Consider the following 19,889-nt stretch of genomic DNA (forward strand, 5'->3'; position numbering starts at 1 on the left):
CTTGCCCGCCGCGCGCACCTTCCTGACCCACCCGGACCCCCTGACCCGCGAGGTCGCCCGCAACTACGCCGGGGGCGCGTTCCTGATGGACAACGGCGACGGCCTGCAATGGTACTCCGTCGAGGGCCGCGCCGTCCTCCCGCTGACCGAGGCGGACGGACTGCACGTGCCCCGCCGCCTGCGCCGCGAGCTGAAGCACTTCGAGCCGCGCATGGACACCGCCTTCGCGCAGGTGGTCGCCGGGTGCCGGGGCGAACTGCCGGGCAGCCCCCCCCGCGACGGCGAGTGGATCAGCGACGAACTCGCGGACCTGTACCTGCACCTGCACGCGCAGGGACTGGCACACTCCTTCGAGGTCTGGCGCGGCGGGCAACTGGCCGGGGGCGTGCTGGGCCTCGCGCTGGGCGGCGCGTTCATCGCCGAGAGCAAATTCCACCGCGTCACGAACGCCAGCAAGGCCGCCCTGATCCTCCTGGCCGCGCACCTGCACGCGCGCGGATTCACGCTGCTGGACGCCCAGATTCAGAACCCGCACATCGAGACGCTGGGCGTGCGCGAGATCGGCAGCGACACGTACGGCGCGCTACTGGGCGCCGCTTTGCCGCTGGACGTCAGCCTGTAATGCGGACTCCGATTGAATGGCTTATAAAGCCGTTCCATCCGAGCGGATGCGAGTAGGAGAGAAACGCCCCTCCGGACGTGGAGCTGGCAGGGGCGGTGAAGTTCCGGGTTGTCAGCGAAACAGACGGCAGTCCGTATAACGGGGTGTGGGTCGTGCTGACCCCACGGCCCCGTTTACCCTCCGGCCAGGGTGCCCCACAGCAGGTAGCCGTTCAGGGCGATGATGATGCCCGCGAACAGCCACCCGAGCGCCGTCACGTGCGGGCGGCTGACCAGCACGCCCATGATGTCGCGCCGCGCGGCGAAGACCAGCAGCGGAATCAGCGCGAACGGCACGCCGAAACTGAGGATCACCTGCGACAGGATCAGGACGCTGGTGGGGTCCAGGCCCAGCAGGATCACGATGAACGCCGGGAGCATGGTGACGGTGCGCCGCAACCACAGCGGAATGCTGAAGTTCACGAAGCCCTGCATGATCACCTGTCCGGCCATGGTGCCCACGGCGCTGCTGCTCAGGCCGCTGGCGAGCAGCGCGATGGCGAAGGCGGTCGCGGCGGCCGGGCCGAGCAGCGGTGTCAGGGTGCGGTACGCGGTTTCCAGGTTCCCGGCGTCCTCGATGCCCTTGCCGTAGAAGGTGGCGGCGGCGACGGCCAGCATGCTCATGTTGATCAGCCCGGCGACGCCCATCGAGATGATCACGTCCACGCGGTTCAGGCGGCTCAGGCGCAGTTTCTCCTGGTCGTTGCGGGTGGGTACGCGGCCCTGCGTGAGGGCGGAGTGCAGGTAGATGACGTGCGGCATGACAGTCGCGCCGATGATGCCGACCGCGAGGTACACGCTGTCCACGCCCTGGAAGGACGGCACGAAGCCCGCCCCGAGCTGCGCGAGGTTGGGCCGCGCCAGCACGAACTGCGTGAGGTACGCCACGCCGATGATGGCCACAAAGCCCCCGATCACCAGTTCCAGCGGGCGGAACCCACGGCGCTGGATGGTCAGCAGCCAGAAGGTCAGAACACCTGTGATGGCCGCGCCCCAGATCAGCGGCAGGCCGGTCAGCAGTTGAATGGCGATGGCCGCCCCGATGAATTCGGCGAGGTCGGTGGCGATGGCGACCAGTTCCGCCTGCACCCAGTACAGCCACACGGCGGGGCGCGGGAAGCGTTCCCGGATGACTTCCGGCAGGTTCTTGCCGGTGGCGATGCCCAGTTTGGCGCTGAGGTTCTGGATCAGCATGGCCATCAGGTTGGCGGCCAGGATCACCCACAGCAGCCCGTACCCGAACTGCGCGCCGCCCTGGATGTTGGTGGCGAAGTTGCCGGGGTCCATGTACGCGATGGAGGCGATCACGGCCGGGCCGAGGAACGGCAGGATGCGTGCCAGGCCGCGTTTGTTGCCGGTGCGTTCGAGGATGGCGGCGGCGCGGGCGTTCATGCGGGCGTCCAGTGAGGACGTGCCGGGTGATTCGGGTGAGGGGGGCGTGGACGACATGCCGCATCTTAGGCACGCCTAAAAATAAAATCCAGCCCTGCCCCGTCCGCCCCGGCCCGCGCCGCCACAGCATCAAGAAACGCCCAAGCCCAAGCCCGCCCCGCGCCCCGCAGCCGCCCACCTGCCCTCTGCACTGGCCCACCTGCCCTCTTCACTAGCCAACCTGCTAGCCAAATCACGCCCGCACCCCCTCCGGACGCTTACCCTCTGGGCATGACCGCACCCGCCACGCCCACCGACCCGGCCCAGGCAGACCGCACCGACACCCTGCGCGTCCTGATCTGCGACGAGATGAACCCCGGCAACCTGGAACACGACGGCTTCCAGATCGACTACCAGGGCAACATGGACCGCGCCGAGACCCTGCGCCGCCTGCCCGAGTACGACGCGCTGATCACCCGCAGCCGCACCAAGGTCGACCGGGAACTGATCGACGCGGCCGGACCCCGCCTGAAAGTCATCGGGCGCGGCGGCGTGGGCGTGGACAACATCGACCTGGACTACGCCAGCCTGCGCGGCCTGCTGGTCCTGAACGCCCCCGAGAGCAACAACGTGTCGGCCGCCGAACTGGCCGTCATGCACCTGATGGCCGCCGCGCGCGGCCTGACCCGCAGCGACCGCAAAACCCGCGCCGGAGAGTGGGACCGCAAGTACCTGGGCCAGGAACTCAAGGACCGCACCCTGGGCATCGTCGGCCTCGGCCGCATCGGCAGTATCGTCGCCGACCGCGCGCAGGGCCTGCGCATGAACGTCGTCGCCTTCGACCCCTACGTCCCGGAAAGCAAGTTCGAACGCCTGGGCGTGAAGCGCGCCGCCACCCTCGACGACCTGCTCTCACAGGTGGACGCCATCACCGTCCACACCCCCCTGACCGACGAGACGCGCGGCATGATCGGCGCCGAGCAACTCGCCCGCCTGAAGAAAGGCGCCATCGCCGTGAACGCCGCGCGCGGCGGCATCATCGACGAACAGGCCCTCGTGGACGCCCTGCACAGCGGCCACCTGTTCGCCGCCGGAGTGGACGTGTTCGTGGACGAACCCCCGGCCGCCGATCACATCTTCCTGCACGCCCCGAACCTGGGCATCACCGCGCACCTGGGCGCCAACACCTTCGAAGCGCAGGAACGCGTCGGCGCCGAGATCGTCGCGCGCGTGCTGGCCGCCCTGCACGGCGACGTCAGCAAGGGCGCCGTGAACGCCCCCGCCCTGGACGCCAAGACCATGGAAGCCCTCGGCGGGTACCTGACCCTCGGGGACAAACTGGGCCGCATCCTCTCGCAACTGCTGCCCGGCGCGCACGACGTGGAAGTCACCTTCCGCGGCGAGTTCCCCGCCGACCCCGCCCCGGTCGTCACCAGCGTCCTCGTGGGCTACCTGAGCGGCAGCACCGACGAGACGCCCAACATGATCAACGCCCGCGCCCTCGCCCGCGAACGCGGCGTGAACATCGCCATCCGCGAGCAGGCCGACAGCCCCGACTACCAGACCGAGGTCATCGTGAAGGTCACGGGCGGCCAGACCGGCGAGAAGGAACGCACCCGCACCGTGGGCGGCACCGTGTTCGGCCGCAACCCCCGCCTGACCCGCCTGCGCGACTTCCGCGTGGAACTCGAACCCGAAGGCAACATCCTGATCGCCAGCAACCAGGACAAACCCGGCGCAGTCGCCAAACTCAGCACCTTGCTCGGCACCTGGGGCGTGAACATCGCCGGAATGGCCCTCGGCCGCGCCGAGAAGGGCGGACAGGCGCTGTTCACCCTGACCCTCGACGACGCCCTGACCCCGGACCAGCTGGGGCAGGTGCGGGAACTCGACGTGATCGACAGCGCCTACATGGTCCGCGCCTGAGGACCGGCGCAGCGTGAGGGGGGGCGGCCCGGTCGGGTTCGCCCCCCCTTCTGCGTGCCGGTGCTGCGTGGCTCCGCTGAAGTTCAGAGTTGCCGGTGCAGGCGGTCGGCGGCGACCAGCAGTACGTCCCACACGCCACTGAACGGCGGGGCATACGCGAGGTCCGCGTCGAACAGGTCCTGCGCGGTCGCGCGGGTGCCCAGCAGGGCCGCGACCACATCCACCCGTTTCACGCTCAGGTGGTTGCGGCCGATCAGTTGCGCGCCCAGCAGGCGGCCTGTGCCCCGCTCGCCGGTCAGGCGCACGTGAATGGGTCTGGATCCCGAGTGGTACCCGGCGTGGTCGGTGCTGGTCACGTCCACGCTCACGGCCTTCAGGCCCAGTTCGTCCGCCTCGGTCTGGGTCAGGCCGGTGCGGGCCACGCCCAGCTCGAAGGTCCTGAAGATCCCCGTGCCGACCACGCCGGGAAAGCGGGCGTGCCCTCCGGCCATGTTCACGCCTGCCACGCGGCCCATGCGGTTGGCGGGCAGGCCCAGCGGAATGTGCACGCTGCGGCGCGTGACGCGGTGCGTGCTCTGCGTGTTGTCACCGGCCGAGTAGATGCCGGGCACGTTCGTTTCCTGCCGGGCGTTCACGGCGACCGCGCCCGTCTTGCCCAGCCGCACCCCGGCTGCCCGCGCCAGTTCCACGTTCGGTTTCACGCCGACCGCCACCACGACCAGATCGGCGCGCACCAGTCCGGCGTCCGTCTGCACGCCCGTCACGTGCCCGGTGCCGGTCAGGCCCTCCACGGTCACGCCGCAGCGCACGTCCACCCCGCCGCGTTCCAGTTCCTCACGGACCTGCGCCTGCAACTGCGGGTCCAGCATGCGGCCTGCCACTTCCGGCCCCCGTTCCAGCAGGACCACGCTCAGGCCCCGCGCCCGCAGCGCCTCGGCCAGCTCCAGCCCGATGTACCCGCCGCCCACGATGCAGGCCCGGCGGGCGCCCGCCACGCTCGCCTCCAGCGCCTGCCCGTCCGGAATGTCGCGCAGCACGTGCACGCCGCCCAGGTCCGTTCTGGCCCACGCGGGCCGCACGGCCGACACCCCGGTCGCCAGCAGCAGCCGGTCGAACGGTTCGGTCGTCGTGCGCCCCGCCTCGCGGTCCAGCACGGTGACCGTCGCGGCCCGCGCGTCCACGCCCGTCACCTCGTGCCGGGTGCGCACGCCGATCCCGCGCGCCCGCATCTGCTCGGGCGTGCGCGCCACCAGATCCCCGAAGTCCCCGACCTCACCGCCGATCACGTACGGTAACCCGCACGCGCCGTAACTCACGAACTCACCACGGTCGAACACCACGATCTGCGCGTCCGGACTGAACCGCCGCGCCCGGCTGGCCGCACTCATTCCTGCGGCCACGCCGCCCACAATCACGATTCGCATGCCCGCAGCCTAGCCGCTCCCCGCCCGCCAGCCGTACCGGCGGCCTTCATGCGGGGCAGTGGGTTGCGGGCGGGGGAGAGGAATGCACCCGCCCGCAACCCCCTCCAGCCACCCGCCACCCGCCGTCTGCCATCAGCTATCTGCCATCAGCCGTATCACCGCCCGAAGCTCTGCACCCAGTAGTTGGCGAAGGTGGTGGTGGGGGTGCCGTTGCCGACGGCGGCGCCGAAGAGGGTCCAGTCGGGGTTCATGAGGGTCCGGCAGTGGCCGGGGCTGTCGATGAGGGTCTGCAGGGCCTCCTCGGGCGTCATGACGTTGTAGGCGGCGTTCTCGCCTGCCAGTTCGCCTGTGAAGCCGTTCTGGCGGGCGCGTTCCAGGGGTTCGCTGCCGGTTTCGGGGTTCACGTGCCCGCGGAAGTTCAGGCGGACCATGTCGTTCACGTGCATCTGCGCGCTGCGGGCCAGCGTGTCGTCCCAGGCGAGCGGGCCGGTCGTGTTGAACAGCTGGTCTCCGCAACGCTGCCCCTGCCGCCGGGCTTCGTTGGTGATGTTCATGAAGCGCACCATCCACTCGCGGGGATCGCTGACCTCGATCTGTGCGGGCTGCACGTACACCAGCGCGGCCCGGCCGTCCTGCACCGACACGCCGTAGCGGCTGAAGCCGACCCGGTGCCCGCACTGGTTGGCGAGTGCCCCGGCGACCAGTTTGACCTTCCCGAGTTTCGCCATGGTGAAACTGGCCGAGCGTTTCGCCGGGTAGTGCAAGCGGGCCAGTTCGTTTTTCAGGGTGAAGCCCCGCAGGACCTGCTCGGCCACGCTGTCCAGCGTCGGGTCGCGGTGCGCCTGCTGCCCGCAGCTCAGGAAGTCCGCCTGCACGACCTCCGAGAACAGGTCACTGGAATTGACCAGTTGCTCCGGGTTCAGGGTCACGCCCGGCAGGTTCAGGGTCGGCAGGGACGGCGCGATGACCGGCCCGGCGGGAGCGGCGGGGGGTTGCGTGCCGCCCGGTTGCCCACCTCCGGCCTGAACGCCCGAGTTCTGGACACCGGCGTTCTGCTGCGCAGCCGGCTGGGTCGCCGTCGTCTGTGTGGTGGCTGTCTGTGCAGCGCCCGTCTGTGTGGTGGCCGTCTGTGCAGGGGTCGGCTGTGTCTCGCCCGTCTGTGCGCTGGCGGGCTGTTGGGCAGCGAGCAGGGCGGTCAGCAGGAACAGGGTGCGGCGCGTCAGAAATGAAGGTGAAGTAAGCATCTGCTGCTATTGCATCATGAGAACCGCACGCTGTCCTCACAATCTGCCCATTAAGTTTGAAGATCCTCACGTTCGGCGGGTGTGCACCCGACACGTAGCCCCCCACGCGCATCCCCCCACCCGGCGCCCCGGTACCGGGCCAGTACTCCGCTGCACAGTGCCGAGCGGCGCACCCCCACGCGGGCTACCATGCGGGGCATGAGCGAAGCCCCCCCCATGCAGTACGCGCCCCTGAACCGCGCCCGCCTGATCGCCCCCGGCCCGGTCGAAGTCGCTCCGGACGTGCTGGCCCAGCTGGCGCAACCGCAGATGCACCACCGCGCGCAGGCCGGCATCGACAAGCTGATGGAAGCCCGCGCGAAACTCACGCAGTTGCTCGGCGACCCCTACGACGCCGTCATCACGACCAGCAGCGGCACCGGCGCGTTCGAGGGCGCCCTGCTGAGCACCACCCCGGCAGGCGCGCGGGTCGTGAACGCCCAGGCCGGGAAGTTCAGCGAACGCTGGGGCGAGATGGCCCAGCGCTTCGGGTACGACACGACCCTGGTCGCCAGACCCTGGGGCGACGTGCTCGACCCGCAGCAGGTCGCGGACGCCACGCGCGGCGCGCACACCCTGCTGATCACGCACAGCGAGACCAGCACCGGCGCCCTGCACGACCTGGAAGCCATCGCCCGCGCCGCGAAGGCGCAGAACCCGGACCTGATCGTCATTGCCGACTGCATCACCTCGTACGGCGTGGCGGAACTCCGCCCGGCCGCGTGGGGCGTGGACGTGATCGTCTCCGGCAGCCAGAAGGGCACCGCCACCCCGCCGGGCCTGGGCTTCGTGCTGTTCAGCCCCGAGGTGCAGGCGCGCATGATCCGCAATCCGGGCAACGCCTTCTACCTCGACATGACCCGCGAACTGGCCGGACAGAAAGCCGGGAGCACCCCGCAGACCCCGGCCATCAACCTGATCTACGCCCTGAGCACCGCCCTGGACCGCCTGCTGAGCGTGCCGCACGAGGTCCTGTGGGCCGAGCAGCGCCGCAAGACCGACGCCCTGATCGCCGCCGGAACCGCGCTGGGCGCGCCTGCCTGGGCACCGCGCACCAGCCCGGCCGTCGCGGTCCTGACGCCCCCGGACGGCATCACCGGCCGTCAGGTGGCCGCGCAACTGGCCAGCATGGGCCAGCGCGCCCTGCCCGGACAGGCCCCTCACGAGGACACCGTGTTCCGCGTGAGCACCATGGGCTACGCCGACCGCTACGACGCCCTGAGCATCGCCGGAATCCTGGAAGACGCCTTCGCCGCGCTCGGCGTGCCCTTCGAGCGGGGCGCCGCCGTGAACGCCGCGTGGCAGGCGCTGAACGACTGAACGCACCCACGCAGAACCGCCCCAGCTTCAGGCCGGGGCGGTTCTGCGTGGGTGCTGCGTGGGTGATGGTCAGTGCTCAGCGGACGGGGGGGGTGCTGGGCGGGTCACCGGCGGGGGGATCGCGGCGCTTGGTGCTGGTCACGCCGGCCAGGATGCCCAGGCCGAGCAGGACCACGGCGCCGATCAGGGTGTACGACTGCGGCCACGCGAACGCGTTTCCGGCGATGAACAACCCGACGATAAGAACGACGATCCCGATCATGTAAATGCTGAAGTTCGACATGGTGACCTCCTGTTGCAGTAGAGAACTGGAACCTGAATGAAGCGAAGAGTCTCGGACATACTGTTCTGGACAGTGGAATGATGTCCGGTTGAATGTGATCAGTGTAGTTCAGTGAATCTGACGCTGCCGCAATGAACTGTTGAAGCGACCTTGAAAGGGACTTTAAGTGCCCTTCAGGTCTGTTCCCGCCGGAGCACAGGGGACGGGCAGGACGCTGCCGCCCCCGTGCCGTACCCTGGGCGGCATGACCCGCGCCCTGTACCACACCACTCACGACCTGCTGTTCACCGCGCGGGTCACGCACGCCCACGCTCACACTCACGCTCACGAGGTCGCGCTGGACGCCACGGCCCTGTACCCCGAGTCGGGCGGGCAGGCATCCGACACCGGCACGCTGCGCTGGACGGACGCAGGCGGTGACGCCCGCGTGGCGACCGTGACGCACAGCCGCAGGGACAGGGCCGCCGGACTGATCTGGCACGCCCTGACCGGCGACGTGCCCCCGGTCGGCACGCCGGTGGCGGGCGAGGTGGACGCCGCGCGCCGCTGGCGGCACTCGCAGCGGCACAGCGCCGAGCACCTGCTGGCCCAGGCGTTCGTGCGCGTGAACCCGGCGTTCACGGTGGACGCCGTGAACATGACCGGCCCGGAATGCACCCTGGACCTGCGCGGCGACCCGGCCGAAACGCACGTGCGGGCCGCCGAGGTCCTGCTGCGCGAGACGCTGGGCCGCACCGACCTGACCCTCGAAACGCCGGTCGTGCCGGACCATGACCTGCACCTCTACCCGCTGCGGCGCGGGGCGAAGGTCAGCGGGGACGTGCGCCTCGTGATCTTCCGGGACGGGCAGGGCGAGCCGTTCGACGTGAGCGCCTGCGGCGGCACGCACGTCCCCCGCGCCAGCATGGCCGCCCCGGTCGTGATCCTGCGCACCGAGCGCGTGAAGGGCGGCGTGACCCGCGTGACCTTCATGGCAGGCGAGGAGGCGGGCGCGTTCCTGAGCAGCGTGTACACCGACGCCCGTAGGCTGGCCGTGGGGTTCAGCGTGCCGGTCGAGCGGCTGCCCGAACGGGTCGAGGCGCTGAGCGCCGAGCGGGCCGCACTGGCCTCGCAGCTGGACGCTCTGCACGCCGCGCACGCCCGCACCCTGCGGGACGCCTCTGCCGCACAGACGCACGGAACGGTGACCCTGCGTCTCGTGACGCTGCCCGACCCGGCTGGCCTGCTGCCCGCCCTGACCGACCTGAACCCCGGCGAGGTCGTCGTGGCGGTCACAGATGCGGGCCGCGTGGGTATCGGCAGCGCGCACCCCGACCTGAATGCCGCCGGGGTGCTGCGCGCCGCGCTGAACGCCAGCGGCGGCAAGGGCGGCGGAAGGCCCGACCTCGCGCAGGGCAGCACCCCGGACGTGGCCGCCTTCACGCACGCCGTCCGCGGGGCGCTGACCACCCCCGCCTGACCGTTCACAGCCGCGCCGGAACTTGGTAGGCTCAGGGGTCATGAGTATTCACCTGAACGCCGAACCCGGCCAGATCGCCGAAACCGTCCTCCTGCCGGGCGACCCGCTGCGTGCCAAGCACATCGCCGAGACCTTCCTGACCGACCCCGTCCTGCACAACACCGTGCGCGGCATGCACGGCTACACCGGCACGTACAAGGGCCAGCGGGTCAGCGTGCAGGGCACCGGCATGGGCATCGCCAGCTCCATGATCTACGTCAGCGAACTGATCACCGCCTACGGCTGCAAGAACCTGATCCGCGTCGGCACCGCCGGCAGCTATCAGGAGAACGTGCACGTGCGCGACATTGTGCTGGCGCAGGCGGCGTGTACGGACAGCAACATCAACAACATCCGCTTCGGCGCGAAAAACTTCGCCCCCATCGCCGACTTCGACCTGCTGATGCGCGCCTACCAGATCGCCCGCGAGCGCGGCCACACCACGCACGTCGGGAACATCATGAGCAGCGACACCTTCTACCACGACGATTTCGACCAGTACAAGATCTGGGCGGACTTCGGCGTGCTGGCCGTCGAGATGGAAGCCGCCGGGCTGTACACCCTGGCCGCCAAGCACGGCGTGAAGGCCCTGACCGTCCTGACCGTCAGCGACCACCTCGTCACCCGCGAGGAAACCACCGCCGAGGAACGCCAGCTGACCTTCAACGCCATGATCGAGATCGCCCTCGACGCCGCGCTGGGCGAGTAATACGGACTCCGATTGAATGGGCTGCAAAGACCATTCAATCCGAGCGGATGCGAGTAGGAGAGAAAAGGATTCCGGACGTGGAGCCGGCAATCCGGTGAAGTTCCGGATTGTTGGCGAAACAAACGGAATCCGCATAACCCCTTCAGGACTGCACCCCAGGCTGCACCTGCCGGGTCGCCGTGTGCGGCCCGGTTTTACACTGAGGGCATGAAGCGCGCAGCGGACTGGACGTTCAGTTATCCGGCGACGATGGGGGGCCGTCTGTCAGGGCGGGGTCTGGCCCGGCTGCGGCTGGCGCTGGGACTGCTGTTCCCGCCGCTGCGCTGGCCCCTGCGGCGCGTGGCGGACCTGCCTGCCCCGCTGCGCGGCGTGGCGTGGCCTGCGGGCGTGACCCCGCTGGGCGTGTACCGCGACCGGGCGGGTGGGACGTTCGTGCGCCTGCGCGGCCCGGCTGACCCGCACGGGCAGGCGCGGGCGCTGACCGGCCTCCGCGCCGCGCTGCTGGCGGCCGGGTGCCCGCCCGTGCCGACGGGTGCCGTGGGTTTCGGCGTGCCTGCGGACCTGTTCGGGGTGGGGGAGGAGTCCCTGCTGCTCGTGGTCGGCGCCCAGGTCGGCACGCTGGAGCTGCCGCTGCTGCCCCGGTCGGGGCATGCGGCCGCAGAGCCGGGCCTGAACCTGGGCGCCCTGCCCGGCGTGTCCTGGTCGGAACCGCAGGGCGCGCCGCATGCCCTGTTGCCGCCGGGCACGGACATCCGCGCGGCATTCACGCACTGGGTGGCGCAGGCGGCCGCGCAGGGCTGGGCGGCGCAGCCCCCACTGTTCGGTGCCGCGCAGGCCTTCACGCTCCTGACGAACGGCGAGCGGGCCGTGACCCTGAGTGCCGCGCAGGTCAGCGAGGTGCCCCTGGTGTGGGCGGCCGCGCTGGAAGGCGACCTGTGGAGTCATCTGCGGCGGCGCGCGGCTGCGCGTCAGTAGGAACGGGTCAGAATTCGCCGTCGGCACTGAAGACCGGGCTGTTCAGGATGGCGTACCCCGTGGCGGTCGCGGCGTCCCCGCGTGTGCCCAGCGTGCCCATGATCGCCTTCCCGAGCGCCTCGTAGCGGTCCACGCTGGCCTTCCAGTCGGCCGGGTCGAACCGCACGTAATCCTCGTCGGCGCCGGGCCGGTAGCGGCGCAGCGCCGCGATGTACGCCGCGTGATCCGCGCGGGCCTGCGTGACCTGCCGTGCGTACAGGGTGCCCGTCTGCCCGCCCAGAGAGCTGCGGGCCAGCGCCGCCAGACTCCCGATCTGCTCTTCCAGGAACGCGTAGGATCGGGGGACGGCGTGCGCGTACAGGGTGCCGCCCCCGGCACGCGTGCCCGCCAGTTCGCTCTCGATGGCGCGCATCTCGCGGTACTGCCTTCGCAGCGTGTCGATGCGGGCGCTGAGTTTCGGGTTGCCGGTCAGCGTGCGGCGCAGCGCGGCGGCGCGGCACTCCGCCCAGTTGTAACTGGCGTTGTCCTGATCGACTTCAGACCACGCGCTGATCGTCAGGGTGGCGTAGGTGCCGCTGTCCACGGCGTTCGCCAGCGCGCAGTTCGCCGGAGCCTGCGCCCGCGCGGCGCCGGACGCAAGAGTCAGGAACAGGCTCAGCAGGACGGACCGGCGCAGGAGTGTCATACCCCAGCGTACCCGGCCCGGTCTGCGCTGCCTACCGCTTACGCCCGGCGTGCCATCCGCGCGATGAAGAACCCATCGATGCCGCCGTCCGGGACGGTCAGCACGCCCGGTCCCGCCGGGACGGTGGGCACCTCGACGCCCGTCACGGGCTGCGCCTCGAAGTCCGGGTGGGCGTCCAGGAAGGCCTGCACGACCTGCGGTCCTTCCTGTGGCGTGACCGAGCACACCGAGTACACCAGCGTCCCGCCGGGCGGCACGAGCGCCGCCGCGTTCGGCAGCATCCGTGCCTGAAGCGCCGCCATTTCCTGCACGGCGTCCGGCGTGAGGCGCAACTTGATTTCCGGGTGGCTGCGCAGCGTGCCGCTGCCGGTGCAGGGGGCGTCCAGCAGCACCACGGCCGCCGGTTCCAGGGTCAGGGGTTCGGTCAGGTCGTGCGTCACGAACTCGGCTTTCAGGCCCAGGCGGCGCAGGTTCCCGCGCGCCGCGTCGTGCTTGCGGGCCACGAGGTCCACGCTGGTGACCTGCGCGCCGCGCGTGGCGAGCATCGCGGCCTTCACGCCCGCCCCGCCCGCCAGGTCCAGCACGCGCACGCCGCTCACGTCGCCCAGTGCGTCCACGCAGGCCAGACTGGCCGGGTTGATCGGCTGCGCCTGCCCGTTCTCGTACGCGGCGGTGCGGCGCAGCGGGCGGTCCAGTTCCACGCGGTCCACGCCCTGCACGCCCGGATGCACCACGCTGCCTTCTTCTTCCAGGGCTCGCACGCCTGCGTCCGACAGGCTCAGCCACAGCGGTTGCGGGCGCAGCAGGTCCGCCATGACCGCGCCCGCCTGCTCACCGAACGCCGCGCGGTACACCCCGGCCAGCCACCCGGGCAGTTCCGTGCGGGTCTCGTCGGTCGCGTCGGGCAGCGTCACGCGGCGCAGCACGGCGTTCACCAGCGCGGGCGGTCCCAGCCGTGCCCCGCGGGCGAGGTTCACGTACTCGCTCGCCACGGCGTGCGGCGCGGTGCCCAGGAACAGTTTCTCGAACGCTCCGGCCATCAGCACGGCCCGCGTTTTCGGGTGCGTCTCGCCCTTGAGCATGGGGGTCAGGGCGCGGTCCAGCGTCAGCGCGTGCCGCAGCGTGCCGTACACCACGTGCGTCGCCAGTCCCGAATCCCGGCCCGGCAGGCGGGCCTGTTGCAGGGCGTCGTCCAGTGCCGGGGCGGCGAAGGCGTCGCCGTTCAGGACGCGCAGCAGCACCCGCACCGCCACCTCACGCGCGGGATTGAACGGTCCCGGCCGGTCCTCGCGGGGACCGCGGGACGAGCCGGAAGCAGGGCGGGCAGAGGGTCGGCGTGGAGCGTCGTTCACCTTGGCAGTGTACGCGCCGGAAAGGGGAGGGGGTAGGAAGTGGGGTGTAGGCACTGGAGAGTGATTGGGGTTGACGGAAGCGGTCAGCCCGCGCACACGTTGTTGACCATCAGCCATCAGCTGGCATTGACCTTCGGTCGGCTGATCAGTGTCCAGATCAGCAGGGCGGTCAGGACGCCGCCGCTCAGGAGGTAGGGGGCGGCGTGTCCGGCGGTCTGGTACAGGCCGGTGCCGAGCAGGGGGCCGGTCATGCGGCCCAGGGCGAGGGCGCTGGAGTTCAGTCCGGCGACGGCGCCCTGCTGGTCCTCGGTGACGCTGAGGCTCAGGGCGGCGCTGAGGCTGGGGCTCAGGATGGCGCTGCCGATTCCGATGACGGCCAGGGCCAGCGTGATGGGCCAGAAGCTCTGGCCGGTGGGCAGCAGGAACATTCCGGCGGCCATGATCAGCAGCCCGGCGGCGACCAGCGGCGTGGTCGGAAAGCGTTTGGCGAGGGGGCGGATGGCGCCGCCCTGCACGAGCGCGGCGACCAGTCCGAAGATGGTGAGCATGCCGCCGACGGTACGGGCCGCGCCTTCGGGGGTGAGGTTCAGGGTGTCCTGCACGTAGAAGCCGATGGTCTGTTCCATGCCGACGCTGGCGAGGGTGCTCAGGGCGCTGATCGCCAGGAACAGCGGGATGGCTCCCTGGCCCAGCAGCGCGCGGCGGCTGCCGGCGGCGGGTTCGGGTGTTCCGGCGCGGCGTGTTTCGGGCAGGGTGCGCCACGCGACGAGGGCGGTGATCAGGCCCAGCGCGGTGCTGAAGAAGATGGGCGCGGTGAGGCTGACGGTGCTCAGGAGTGCGCCGATGGCGGGGCCGAACACGACGCCCAGCCCGAAGGCCGCGCCGATCAGGCCGAGGCTGGCGGCGCGGTCTTCCTTGTCGCTCAGGTCGGCCATCATGGCCTGCGCGGTGGGCAGGGTGGCGCTGGACAGCACGCCGCCGATCAGGCGGGAGATGACCAGCAGCGCGAACAGGGCGGTGCCGCCCAGCGCGCCCTGCACGCCCAGTTGCGCCAGGATGCCGAACAGGCCGAAGCTGATGGAAAAGCCCACGAGGCCCAGCAGCAGCACGGGTTTGCGGCCCAGGCGTTCGCTGCGGCTTCCCCAGATGGGGGAGAACACGAACTGCATCAGGGAGTACCCGGTGGAGAACCAGCCGGTCTGTGTCTCGGTCAGGCCGAGCTGGCGGCCCAGCGGCGCGATGATGGGGAACAGGACGCTGAGGCCCAGCATCGCGATGAAGATGGTGAAGAACAGCGTCAGGCGCGTGCGGCCCGTGGCTGCGGGGGGGGTGGGGGAGGCCGACATGCGCGGAGTATACGCCCCGGCCTGACCGCTCGGTAAGGACGCCTGTCCGGGCGCGCCGCCCGGGCACGATCAGGCCGGGCACGATCAGGTCTGTGGAACCGCATCCTGCGCATGGGCGCCGCCTGTCACCCATTCCGGTGGGGGCGGAGTGGCGTGCAGGACTGCCTGCCTGCGGCCCCGTATGTGCCCTGCATGTGAGGGTGGCGGCAGCGCTTTTCTGAAACGTCCTGTTCCTATGTCCCGTGGCCCGGTCGTGTGGGCCGCGTGGCAGATGAGTGGGGGGATGCGGAACTCTCACGTTTGCCGTATGATCGGGCGATCTTGACAGACCGAGGACCGGGACCAGCGGACGCGCACGCGGCATCCGTAAATATTGGACCCGGTACGAAAAGTATGATTTTTATCTGACTGGAACGTTCATTCTTCCATAATGGGGGCATTGCCAGGAAAGCGATCCGGGCTTATACTGAAAGGCGAGCAACCAGTGAAAACTCAGCCGACAGGGCTCAGGTCGGCACCCCCGGACGCCTCCTCCTGTGGAAGGCAGATGGAATCAGATGTACCCCAATTGGAAGCGGTTCACACAGGACCGCTCATCCGTAAGGAGCCTCATGAAAAAAGCACTGACCGTTCTGTCCCTCGCGCTGCTCGGCCAGGCCAGCGCCGCCACCATCACCGTTTGGACGCACTTCGGCGACAGCGAACTCGCGTGGCTGCGCACCCAGGCCGCCCAGTTCAAGACGAAAACCGGTAACACCGTCAACATCGTCAGCGTGCCCTTCGATCAGATTCCCGACAAGCTGATCCAGAGCGCCCCCAAGGGCCAGGGCCCCGACCTCGTCACCACCCTGCCCCAGGACCGCCTCGGCCAGCTGGCCGCCGCCGGCGTGATCGAGCCGATGGACAAATTCATCACCAGCAAGACCGACCTCGACAAGACCGCCGTCAGCGCCATGACCTACGGCGGCAAGCTGTTCGGCCTGCCCATGTTTGCCGAGGCCGTTGCCGTCGTGTACAACAAGAAACTCGTGCCCAGCGCCCCCACCACCTGGAACGCGTTCCTGGCCGCCGCGCAGAAGAACACCAGCAGCGGCAAGTACGGCTACCTCGCCGACCTCAGCAACGCCTACATGCAGTTCGGGATCGTCAGCGCCTACGGCGGCTACGTCTTCAAGAACACCGGCGGCACCCTGAACACCAAGGACGTGGGCCTCGCCAACGCCGGAGCCGACAAGGCCAGCGCGTTCCTGAACGACCTGCGCTACAAGTACAACCTCGTGCCCGAGGGTGTGGACGGCGGCGCCGCCAAGAGTGCCTTCGTGGACGGCCGCCTCGCCATGTTCCTGACCGGACCCTGGGACATGGGCGACATCAAGAAAGCCGGGATCGACTACGGCATCATGACCTTCCCCACCCCTCCCGGCGCGAGCGGCAAGTGGAGCCCCTTCGTGGGCGTGCAGGGCACCATGCTCAACGCCTACAGCAAGAACAAGGCCGCCGCCGCGCTGTTCGCCAAGCAGATCAGCTCCAGCGACGCGCAGGTCGCCTTCAACAAGGCCGGCGGCCGCATCCCCGTCAGCCTCAGCGCCCGCACCAAACTGAAGGCCGACCCGGTCGTCGTGGGCTTCGGCAAGAGCATCAGCGCCGGCACCCCCATGCCCAACGTGCCCCAGATGGGCGCCGTGTGGGGCCCCTGGAGCAACGCCATCGCCCAGAGCGTCCAGAAGCCCGGCCAGAACTACGGCCAGATCCTCGACAAGGCCGTGCAGGAAATCAACAGCAACATCAAGTGAGCCTGTAATGCCCGCGCTGCCCCGCCGCGTCACGCCGGACGGGGCAGTTGCTTTTGCCGGCGCCGCACGGCCCCAACCCCGCACGGTGACCGCCTCGCCCATGCACGCTGCACTCAGTCACGTTGCACTCAGGCACGCTGCATTCAGGCCCGCCCGGAGGTTCGTATGGGCAGTCGCTGCACCCTCCGGCCACTCCAGGGTGTAGGCTACCCGGCAACCAGGTCTGCCCCGCACCCACCCGCTCTGCCCGCCGCGCGACCGGCGGTTACGCCTGCCCCCCGGCAGCGAGGTCCTTTCAACCCATGACCCACACCATGCACCCACCGCCCCGGCGGCGGCCTACCGTTCCGCCGCAGGGCACCCAGGGCGTGTTCACCGCGCTGCTGATCCTGGCCGCCCTGATCGGCGTGAGTTTCCTGATCGGCTGGCTGCTGTCCGGCCTGGCCGCGCAGATCCTGCCCGGCGCCCCCGCGTACACCATCCTGATCTTCACGCTGCTGGCCCTGCTGCTCCTGACCCCCCTGACGTACCGCCTGTTCCCGTGGATCACCAACTGGTTCTACCTGCTGCCCGCCCTGGTGTTCATCCTGGCGTTCACGGTCCTGCCGGTCGTGCTGACCGTGAACTACGCCTTCACCAACTACAGCGGCGAGAACAGCGGCAACCCGGACAGCGCCTCGCGCACGCCCGCCACCCTCAGCGCCGACCGCCTGACCGTGACCCTGCCGGAACTGACCGGGCAACCCCTGCCGGAGTACCTGAAGTGCGCCGCGCCCACCTGCGCCGGCGGCACTGTCGTGCTGTTCGACGAGGAAGCCAGCGTGCCGTACCGGCAGAAGATCGCCAGTGTCCGCGCCAATACCGTCACGCTGGCCGCGCCCGTCCCGGACACCGTGGCCGTCGCGCAGGTCACCCGCATCAACCGCTTCGAGTACGTGGGCCTCGCCAACTTCCGCGAGATCTTCGGGAAGGCCAGCCGCGCCCTGTGGCCCGTGTTCCTGTGGACCGTGGTGTTCGCCTTCTCGACCATCGTGATCAACTCGCTGGCCGGGCTGATCCTGGGCATCCTGCTGTACAACAAACGCCTGAAGGGCCGCAACGTGTACCGCACGCTGCTGTTCCTGCCGTGGGCGGTACCCGCCGTGATCAGCGTGCAGATGTGGGTGGCGTTGTTCAACCAGCAGTTCGGGATCGTGAACAAGACCCTGGGACTGCTCGGCATTGCCGCCGTGCCCTGGCTGGGCGACCCGCTGTGGGCGAAGGTCAGCATCCTGCTCGTGAACCTGTGGCTGGGCTTCCCGTACATGATGACCGCCACCATCAGCGCCCTGAGCACCATCAACGAGGACCTGTACGAGGCCGCCAGCATCGACGGGGCCAGCCGCTGGCAGCAGATCACCAACATCACGCTGCCGCTGCTGCGCACCTCGTTCACGCCGATCCTGCTGTCGGGCTTCGCGTTCAACTTCAACAACTTCGGCATCATCTACCTGCTCACGGCGGGCGGCCCGGCCCAGGAAGGCCGTGAAAGTACCGCGCAGAGCACCGACATCCTGCTGTCGTGGGGGTACAACACCGCGTTCGTGTCCAGCGGCGGGCAGAACTTCGCGCTGGCCAGCGCCATCGCGCTGATCATCTTCTTCCTGACCCTCGCCATCAGCCTCGTGAACTTCCGCGCCGCCGGCGTGTTCGAGGAGGCCCGCAAGTGACCGCCACACCCAAGCCCAGCGACCTGCCGCCCGGCGGGTACGTCCACCGTGAACCCAGCCTGCTGCGCCGCGCGCTGCCGTGGCTGGTCACGGCCGCCCTGATCATCGGCCTGCTCGTGCTGGGGCAGGCGCTGGTCGAGAACATGAAAGGCCGCCAGAAGAGCTTCTCGATCTACTTCGTGGAACGCGGCTGGGTTCGTTTCCTGCTGTTCCTGCTGGCTGCCAGCGGCGTGCTGGCCCTGACCAGCCTCGTGGGTCAGCGGATCGGCATGGCCCGCACGGGACGGCGCATCAGTTACGCCGCCGTGCTGGGGGACCAGCTCACGCACCTGTTCCTGATCCTGGTCGTGCTGGTCGCCGTGTACCCGCTGCTGTACGTGCTGATCGCCGCCTTCGACCCGCGCAACAGCCTGTTCGCCTTCCCGGACTTCGAGAACCCCAACATCCTGTACCGCAGCGGCCTGATGCCCCGCCTGGACGTCCTGAGCACCGAGAACTTCGCCAAACTGTTCGAGGGTGTCGTCATTCCCGGCTGGCAACTGCTGCTGGCCGGGGTGGGCGGCGCGGCCCTGACCGCCGTGCTGCTCGGCGCGCTGATCGGCCGTTTCGGGCATGACAGCGTGGGCCTGCAACAGGCCCGCACCTGGGCCATGCGCGTCCTGGTGGTCGCCCTGACCATCCTGGTGCTGTTCATGACGCCCGGCCAGTTCACGGGCTTCAGCAACGAGAGCAAGTTCCTGCTGTCGGTCCGCAACACGCTGTTCGTGTCCGGCCTGACCGGCATCCTGGCCATCCTGCTGTCCACCACCGCCGGGTACGCCATGGCGAGACTGCGCTTCCCCGGCCGGTTCCAGATGCTGCTGTTCTTCATCTTCATCCAGATGTTCCCGGTGTTCCTGGCGCTGGTCGCCGTGTACAAACTCCTGACGGACCTGGGCCTGGGCAACACCTTCACGGGCCTGATCCTGGCGTACTCGGGCGGCGCCATCGCCTTCAACACCTGGATCTTCAAGGGGTACGTGGAAAGCCTGCCCGAATCGCTGGAGGAAGCGGCCATGGTGGACGGCGCGACCCGCTGGCAGACCTTCGTGAAGGTCGTGCTGCCACTGTCCGGCGGGATCATGGTGTTCATCTTCCTGAACCAGTTCATCGGCACGTACGCCGAGTTCATCCTGGCGAACGTCCTGCTGACCGGCGTGGAACAGTGGACGGTCGGCGTGATGCTGCGCTCGTTCACGACCGGACAGTTCAGCACCAAGTGGGGCGTGTTCGCCGCCGCCAGCACCCTGGGCGCCCTGCCGATCATTGCGCTGTTCTACGGCTTCCAGAACTACTTCGTGGGCGGCACCGTGTCCGGCGGCGTCAAGGAGTAATACGGACTCCGGTTGAATGGTTTGCACAAACCGTTCAACCCGAGCGGAGCGAGTGGGAGCCGGACGGGTTCCGGGCGTGGAGTTGGCAACTTGGCGCCTTCCCAAGTTGTCAACGAAACAGACGGAATCCGTATAACTTCATCCTCCACGTAAAAAGGCCCCCAGCTTGATCGGCTGGGGGC

16 protein-coding genes are annotated in these 19,889 nt (G+C 69.4%); 9 read left to right on the top strand and 7 right to left on the bottom strand.

Going from position 1 to position 19,889, the window contains the following annotated elements:
* Nucleotide 1 precedes the first annotated feature (1 nt).
* Nucleotides 2–622 carry a leucyl/phenylalanyl-tRNA--protein transferase gene (aat, locus tag IEY70_RS04575; RefSeq protein ID WP_189063825.1) on the top strand — a complete coding sequence of 207 codons (621 nt, stop codon included), beginning with the start codon at nucleotides 2–4 and terminating at the stop codon, nucleotides 620–622.
* A 173-nt stretch (nucleotides 623–795) separates the two neighbouring features.
* On the opposite strand, the gene IEY70_RS04580 is transcribed toward aat, so the two are convergent.
* The gene (locus IEY70_RS04580; protein ID WP_373290747.1) at nucleotides 796–2,109 is read right to left on the bottom strand and encodes an Nramp family divalent metal transporter; all 1,314 of its coding nucleotides are present in this window, start codon (nucleotides 2,107–2,109) and stop codon (nucleotides 796–798) included.
* Nucleotides 2,110–2,322: 213 nt separating this feature from the next.
* On the opposite strand from IEY70_RS04580, the gene serA reads away from it, so the two are divergent.
* Nucleotides 2,323–3,957: a phosphoglycerate dehydrogenase gene (gene serA, locus IEY70_RS04585; RefSeq protein ID WP_189063826.1), complete on the top strand. Its 1,635-nt coding sequence runs from the start codon at nucleotides 2,323–2,325 to the stop codon at nucleotides 3,955–3,957.
* Nucleotides 3,958–4,040: 83 nt separating this feature from the next.
* On the opposite strand, the gene IEY70_RS04590 is transcribed toward serA, so the two are convergent.
* Nucleotides 4,041–5,381 (bottom strand): FAD-dependent oxidoreductase, encoded by a 1,341-nt coding sequence (locus IEY70_RS04590; RefSeq protein ID WP_189063827.1) that lies wholly within the window; start codon nucleotides 5,379–5,381, stop codon nucleotides 4,041–4,043.
* Nucleotides 5,382–5,536: 155 nt separating this feature from the next.
* Entirely contained in the window at nucleotides 5,537–6,625 is a 1,089-nt protein-coding gene (locus IEY70_RS04595; protein WP_189063828.1) for a CAP domain-containing protein, read from the bottom strand.
* Between the two features lie 198 nt (nucleotides 6,626–6,823).
* On the opposite strand from IEY70_RS04595, the gene IEY70_RS04600 reads away from it, so the two are divergent.
* A complete protein-coding gene (locus tag IEY70_RS04600) occupies nucleotides 6,824–7,984 on the top strand; it encodes an aminotransferase class V-fold PLP-dependent enzyme (RefSeq protein ID WP_189063829.1) in 1,161 nt (386 codons plus the stop codon).
* A 76-nt stretch (nucleotides 7,985–8,060) separates the two neighbouring features.
* Here IEY70_RS04600 and IEY70_RS04605 read toward each other — a convergent pair whose 3' ends face one another.
* On the bottom strand, nucleotides 8,061–8,267 hold the full coding sequence (locus tag IEY70_RS04605; protein ID WP_189063830.1) for a hypothetical protein: 207 nt from the start codon (nucleotides 8,265–8,267) through the stop codon (nucleotides 8,061–8,063).
* A 244-nt stretch (nucleotides 8,268–8,511) separates the two neighbouring features.
* Between IEY70_RS04605 and IEY70_RS04610 the strand changes: the two genes are divergently transcribed.
* The 3 genes from IEY70_RS04610 to IEY70_RS04620 all read left to right on the top strand — a co-directional run bounded on the left by IEY70_RS04610 (nucleotide 8,512) and on the right by IEY70_RS04620 (nucleotide 11,449).
* On the top strand, nucleotides 8,512–9,726 hold the full coding sequence (locus IEY70_RS04610; protein ID WP_189063831.1) for an alanyl-tRNA editing protein: 1,215 nt from the start codon (nucleotides 8,512–8,514) through the stop codon (nucleotides 9,724–9,726).
* Nucleotides 9,727–9,766: 40 nt separating this feature from the next.
* Nucleotides 9,767–10,474, top strand: a complete 708-nt coding sequence (gene deoD, locus IEY70_RS04615) for a purine-nucleoside phosphorylase (protein ID WP_189063832.1) — start codon at nucleotides 9,767–9,769, stop codon at nucleotides 10,472–10,474.
* 207 nt (nucleotides 10,475–10,681) lie between these two features.
* Nucleotides 10,682–11,449, top strand: a complete 768-nt coding sequence (locus IEY70_RS04620) for a hypothetical protein (protein ID WP_189063833.1) — start codon at nucleotides 10,682–10,684, stop codon at nucleotides 11,447–11,449.
* Nucleotides 11,450–11,456: 7 nt separating this feature from the next.
* Here IEY70_RS04620 and IEY70_RS04625 read toward each other — a convergent pair whose 3' ends face one another.
* From IEY70_RS04625 to IEY70_RS04635, 3 genes are all read right to left on the bottom strand, one after another.
* Nucleotides 11,457–12,134 carry a hypothetical protein gene (locus IEY70_RS04625; protein WP_189063834.1) on the bottom strand — a complete coding sequence of 226 codons (678 nt, stop codon included), beginning with the start codon at nucleotides 12,132–12,134 and terminating at the stop codon, nucleotides 11,457–11,459.
* A gap of 38 nt (nucleotides 12,135–12,172) precedes the next feature.
* Nucleotides 12,173–13,381: an RsmB/NOP family class I SAM-dependent RNA methyltransferase gene (locus IEY70_RS04630; protein WP_229777651.1), complete on the bottom strand. Its 1,209-nt coding sequence runs from the start codon at nucleotides 13,379–13,381 to the stop codon at nucleotides 12,173–12,175.
* A 221-nt stretch (nucleotides 13,382–13,602) separates the two neighbouring features.
* Entirely contained in the window at nucleotides 13,603–14,832 is a 1,230-nt protein-coding gene (locus IEY70_RS04635; protein ID WP_189063836.1) for an MFS transporter, read from the bottom strand.
* A 611-nt stretch (nucleotides 14,833–15,443) separates the two neighbouring features.
* Between IEY70_RS04635 and IEY70_RS04640 the strand changes: the two genes are divergently transcribed.
* From IEY70_RS04640 to IEY70_RS04650, 3 genes are all read left to right on the top strand, one after another.
* Nucleotides 15,444–16,625 (top strand): sugar ABC transporter substrate-binding protein, encoded by a 1,182-nt coding sequence (locus IEY70_RS04640; RefSeq protein ID WP_189063837.1) that lies wholly within the window; start codon nucleotides 15,444–15,446, stop codon nucleotides 16,623–16,625.
* A 302-nt stretch (nucleotides 16,626–16,927) separates the two neighbouring features.
* Nucleotides 16,928–18,334, top strand: coding sequence for an ABC transporter permease subunit (locus IEY70_RS04645; RefSeq protein WP_189063838.1), 1,407 nt, complete (start codon nucleotides 16,928–16,930; stop codon nucleotides 18,332–18,334).
* On the top strand, nucleotides 18,331–19,707 hold the full coding sequence (locus IEY70_RS04650) for a sugar ABC transporter permease (protein WP_189063839.1): 1,377 nt from the start codon (nucleotides 18,331–18,333) through the stop codon (nucleotides 19,705–19,707). The genes IEY70_RS04645 and IEY70_RS04650 overlap by 4 nt, the downstream gene beginning before the upstream one ends.
* Nucleotides 19,708–19,889 lie beyond the last annotated feature (182 nt).

The sequence above is a fragment of the Deinococcus seoulensis genome, assembly GCF_014648115.1.
Lineage (GTDB): Bacteria > Deinococcota > Deinococci > Deinococcales > Deinococcaceae > Deinococcus > Deinococcus seoulensis.

Coding starts and splice junctions, on each gene's coding strand:
- IEY70_RS04605 (WP_189063830.1), bottom strand. CDS start 8,267: ATGTCGAACTTCAGCATTTACATGATCGGGATCGTCGTTCTTATCGTC.
- IEY70_RS04645 (WP_189063838.1), top strand. CDS start 16,928: ATGACCCACACCATGCACCCACCGCCCCGGCGGCGGCCTACCGTTCCG.
- IEY70_RS04640 (WP_189063837.1), top strand. CDS start 15,444: ATGAAAAAAGCACTGACCGTTCTGTCCCTCGCGCTGCTCGGCCAGGCC.
- deoD (WP_189063832.1), top strand. CDS start 9,767: ATGAGTATTCACCTGAACGCCGAACCCGGCCAGATCGCCGAAACCGTC.
- IEY70_RS04620 (WP_189063833.1), top strand. CDS start 10,682: ATGAAGCGCGCAGCGGACTGGACGTTCAGTTATCCGGCGACGATGGGG.
- IEY70_RS04590 (WP_189063827.1), bottom strand. CDS start 5,381: ATGCGAATCGTGATTGTGGGCGGCGTGGCCGCAGGAATGAGTGCGGCC.
- IEY70_RS04610 (WP_189063831.1), top strand. CDS start 8,512: ATGACCCGCGCCCTGTACCACACCACTCACGACCTGCTGTTCACCGCG.
- IEY70_RS04635 (WP_189063836.1), bottom strand. CDS start 14,832: ATGTCGGCCTCCCCCACCCCCCCCGCAGCCACGGGCCGCACGCGCCTG.
- IEY70_RS04625 (WP_189063834.1), bottom strand. CDS start 12,134: ATGACACTCCTGCGCCGGTCCGTCCTGCTGAGCCTGTTCCTGACTCTT.
- IEY70_RS04600 (WP_189063829.1), top strand. CDS start 6,824: ATGAGCGAAGCCCCCCCCATGCAGTACGCGCCCCTGAACCGCGCCCGC.
- IEY70_RS04595 (WP_189063828.1), bottom strand. CDS start 6,625: ATGCTTACTTCACCTTCATTTCTGACGCGCCGCACCCTGTTCCTGCTG.
- IEY70_RS04580 (WP_373290747.1), bottom strand. CDS start 2,109: ATGTCGTCCACGCCCCCCTCACCCGAATCACCCGGCACGTCCTCACTG.
- serA (WP_189063826.1), top strand. CDS start 2,323: ATGACCGCACCCGCCACGCCCACCGACCCGGCCCAGGCAGACCGCACC.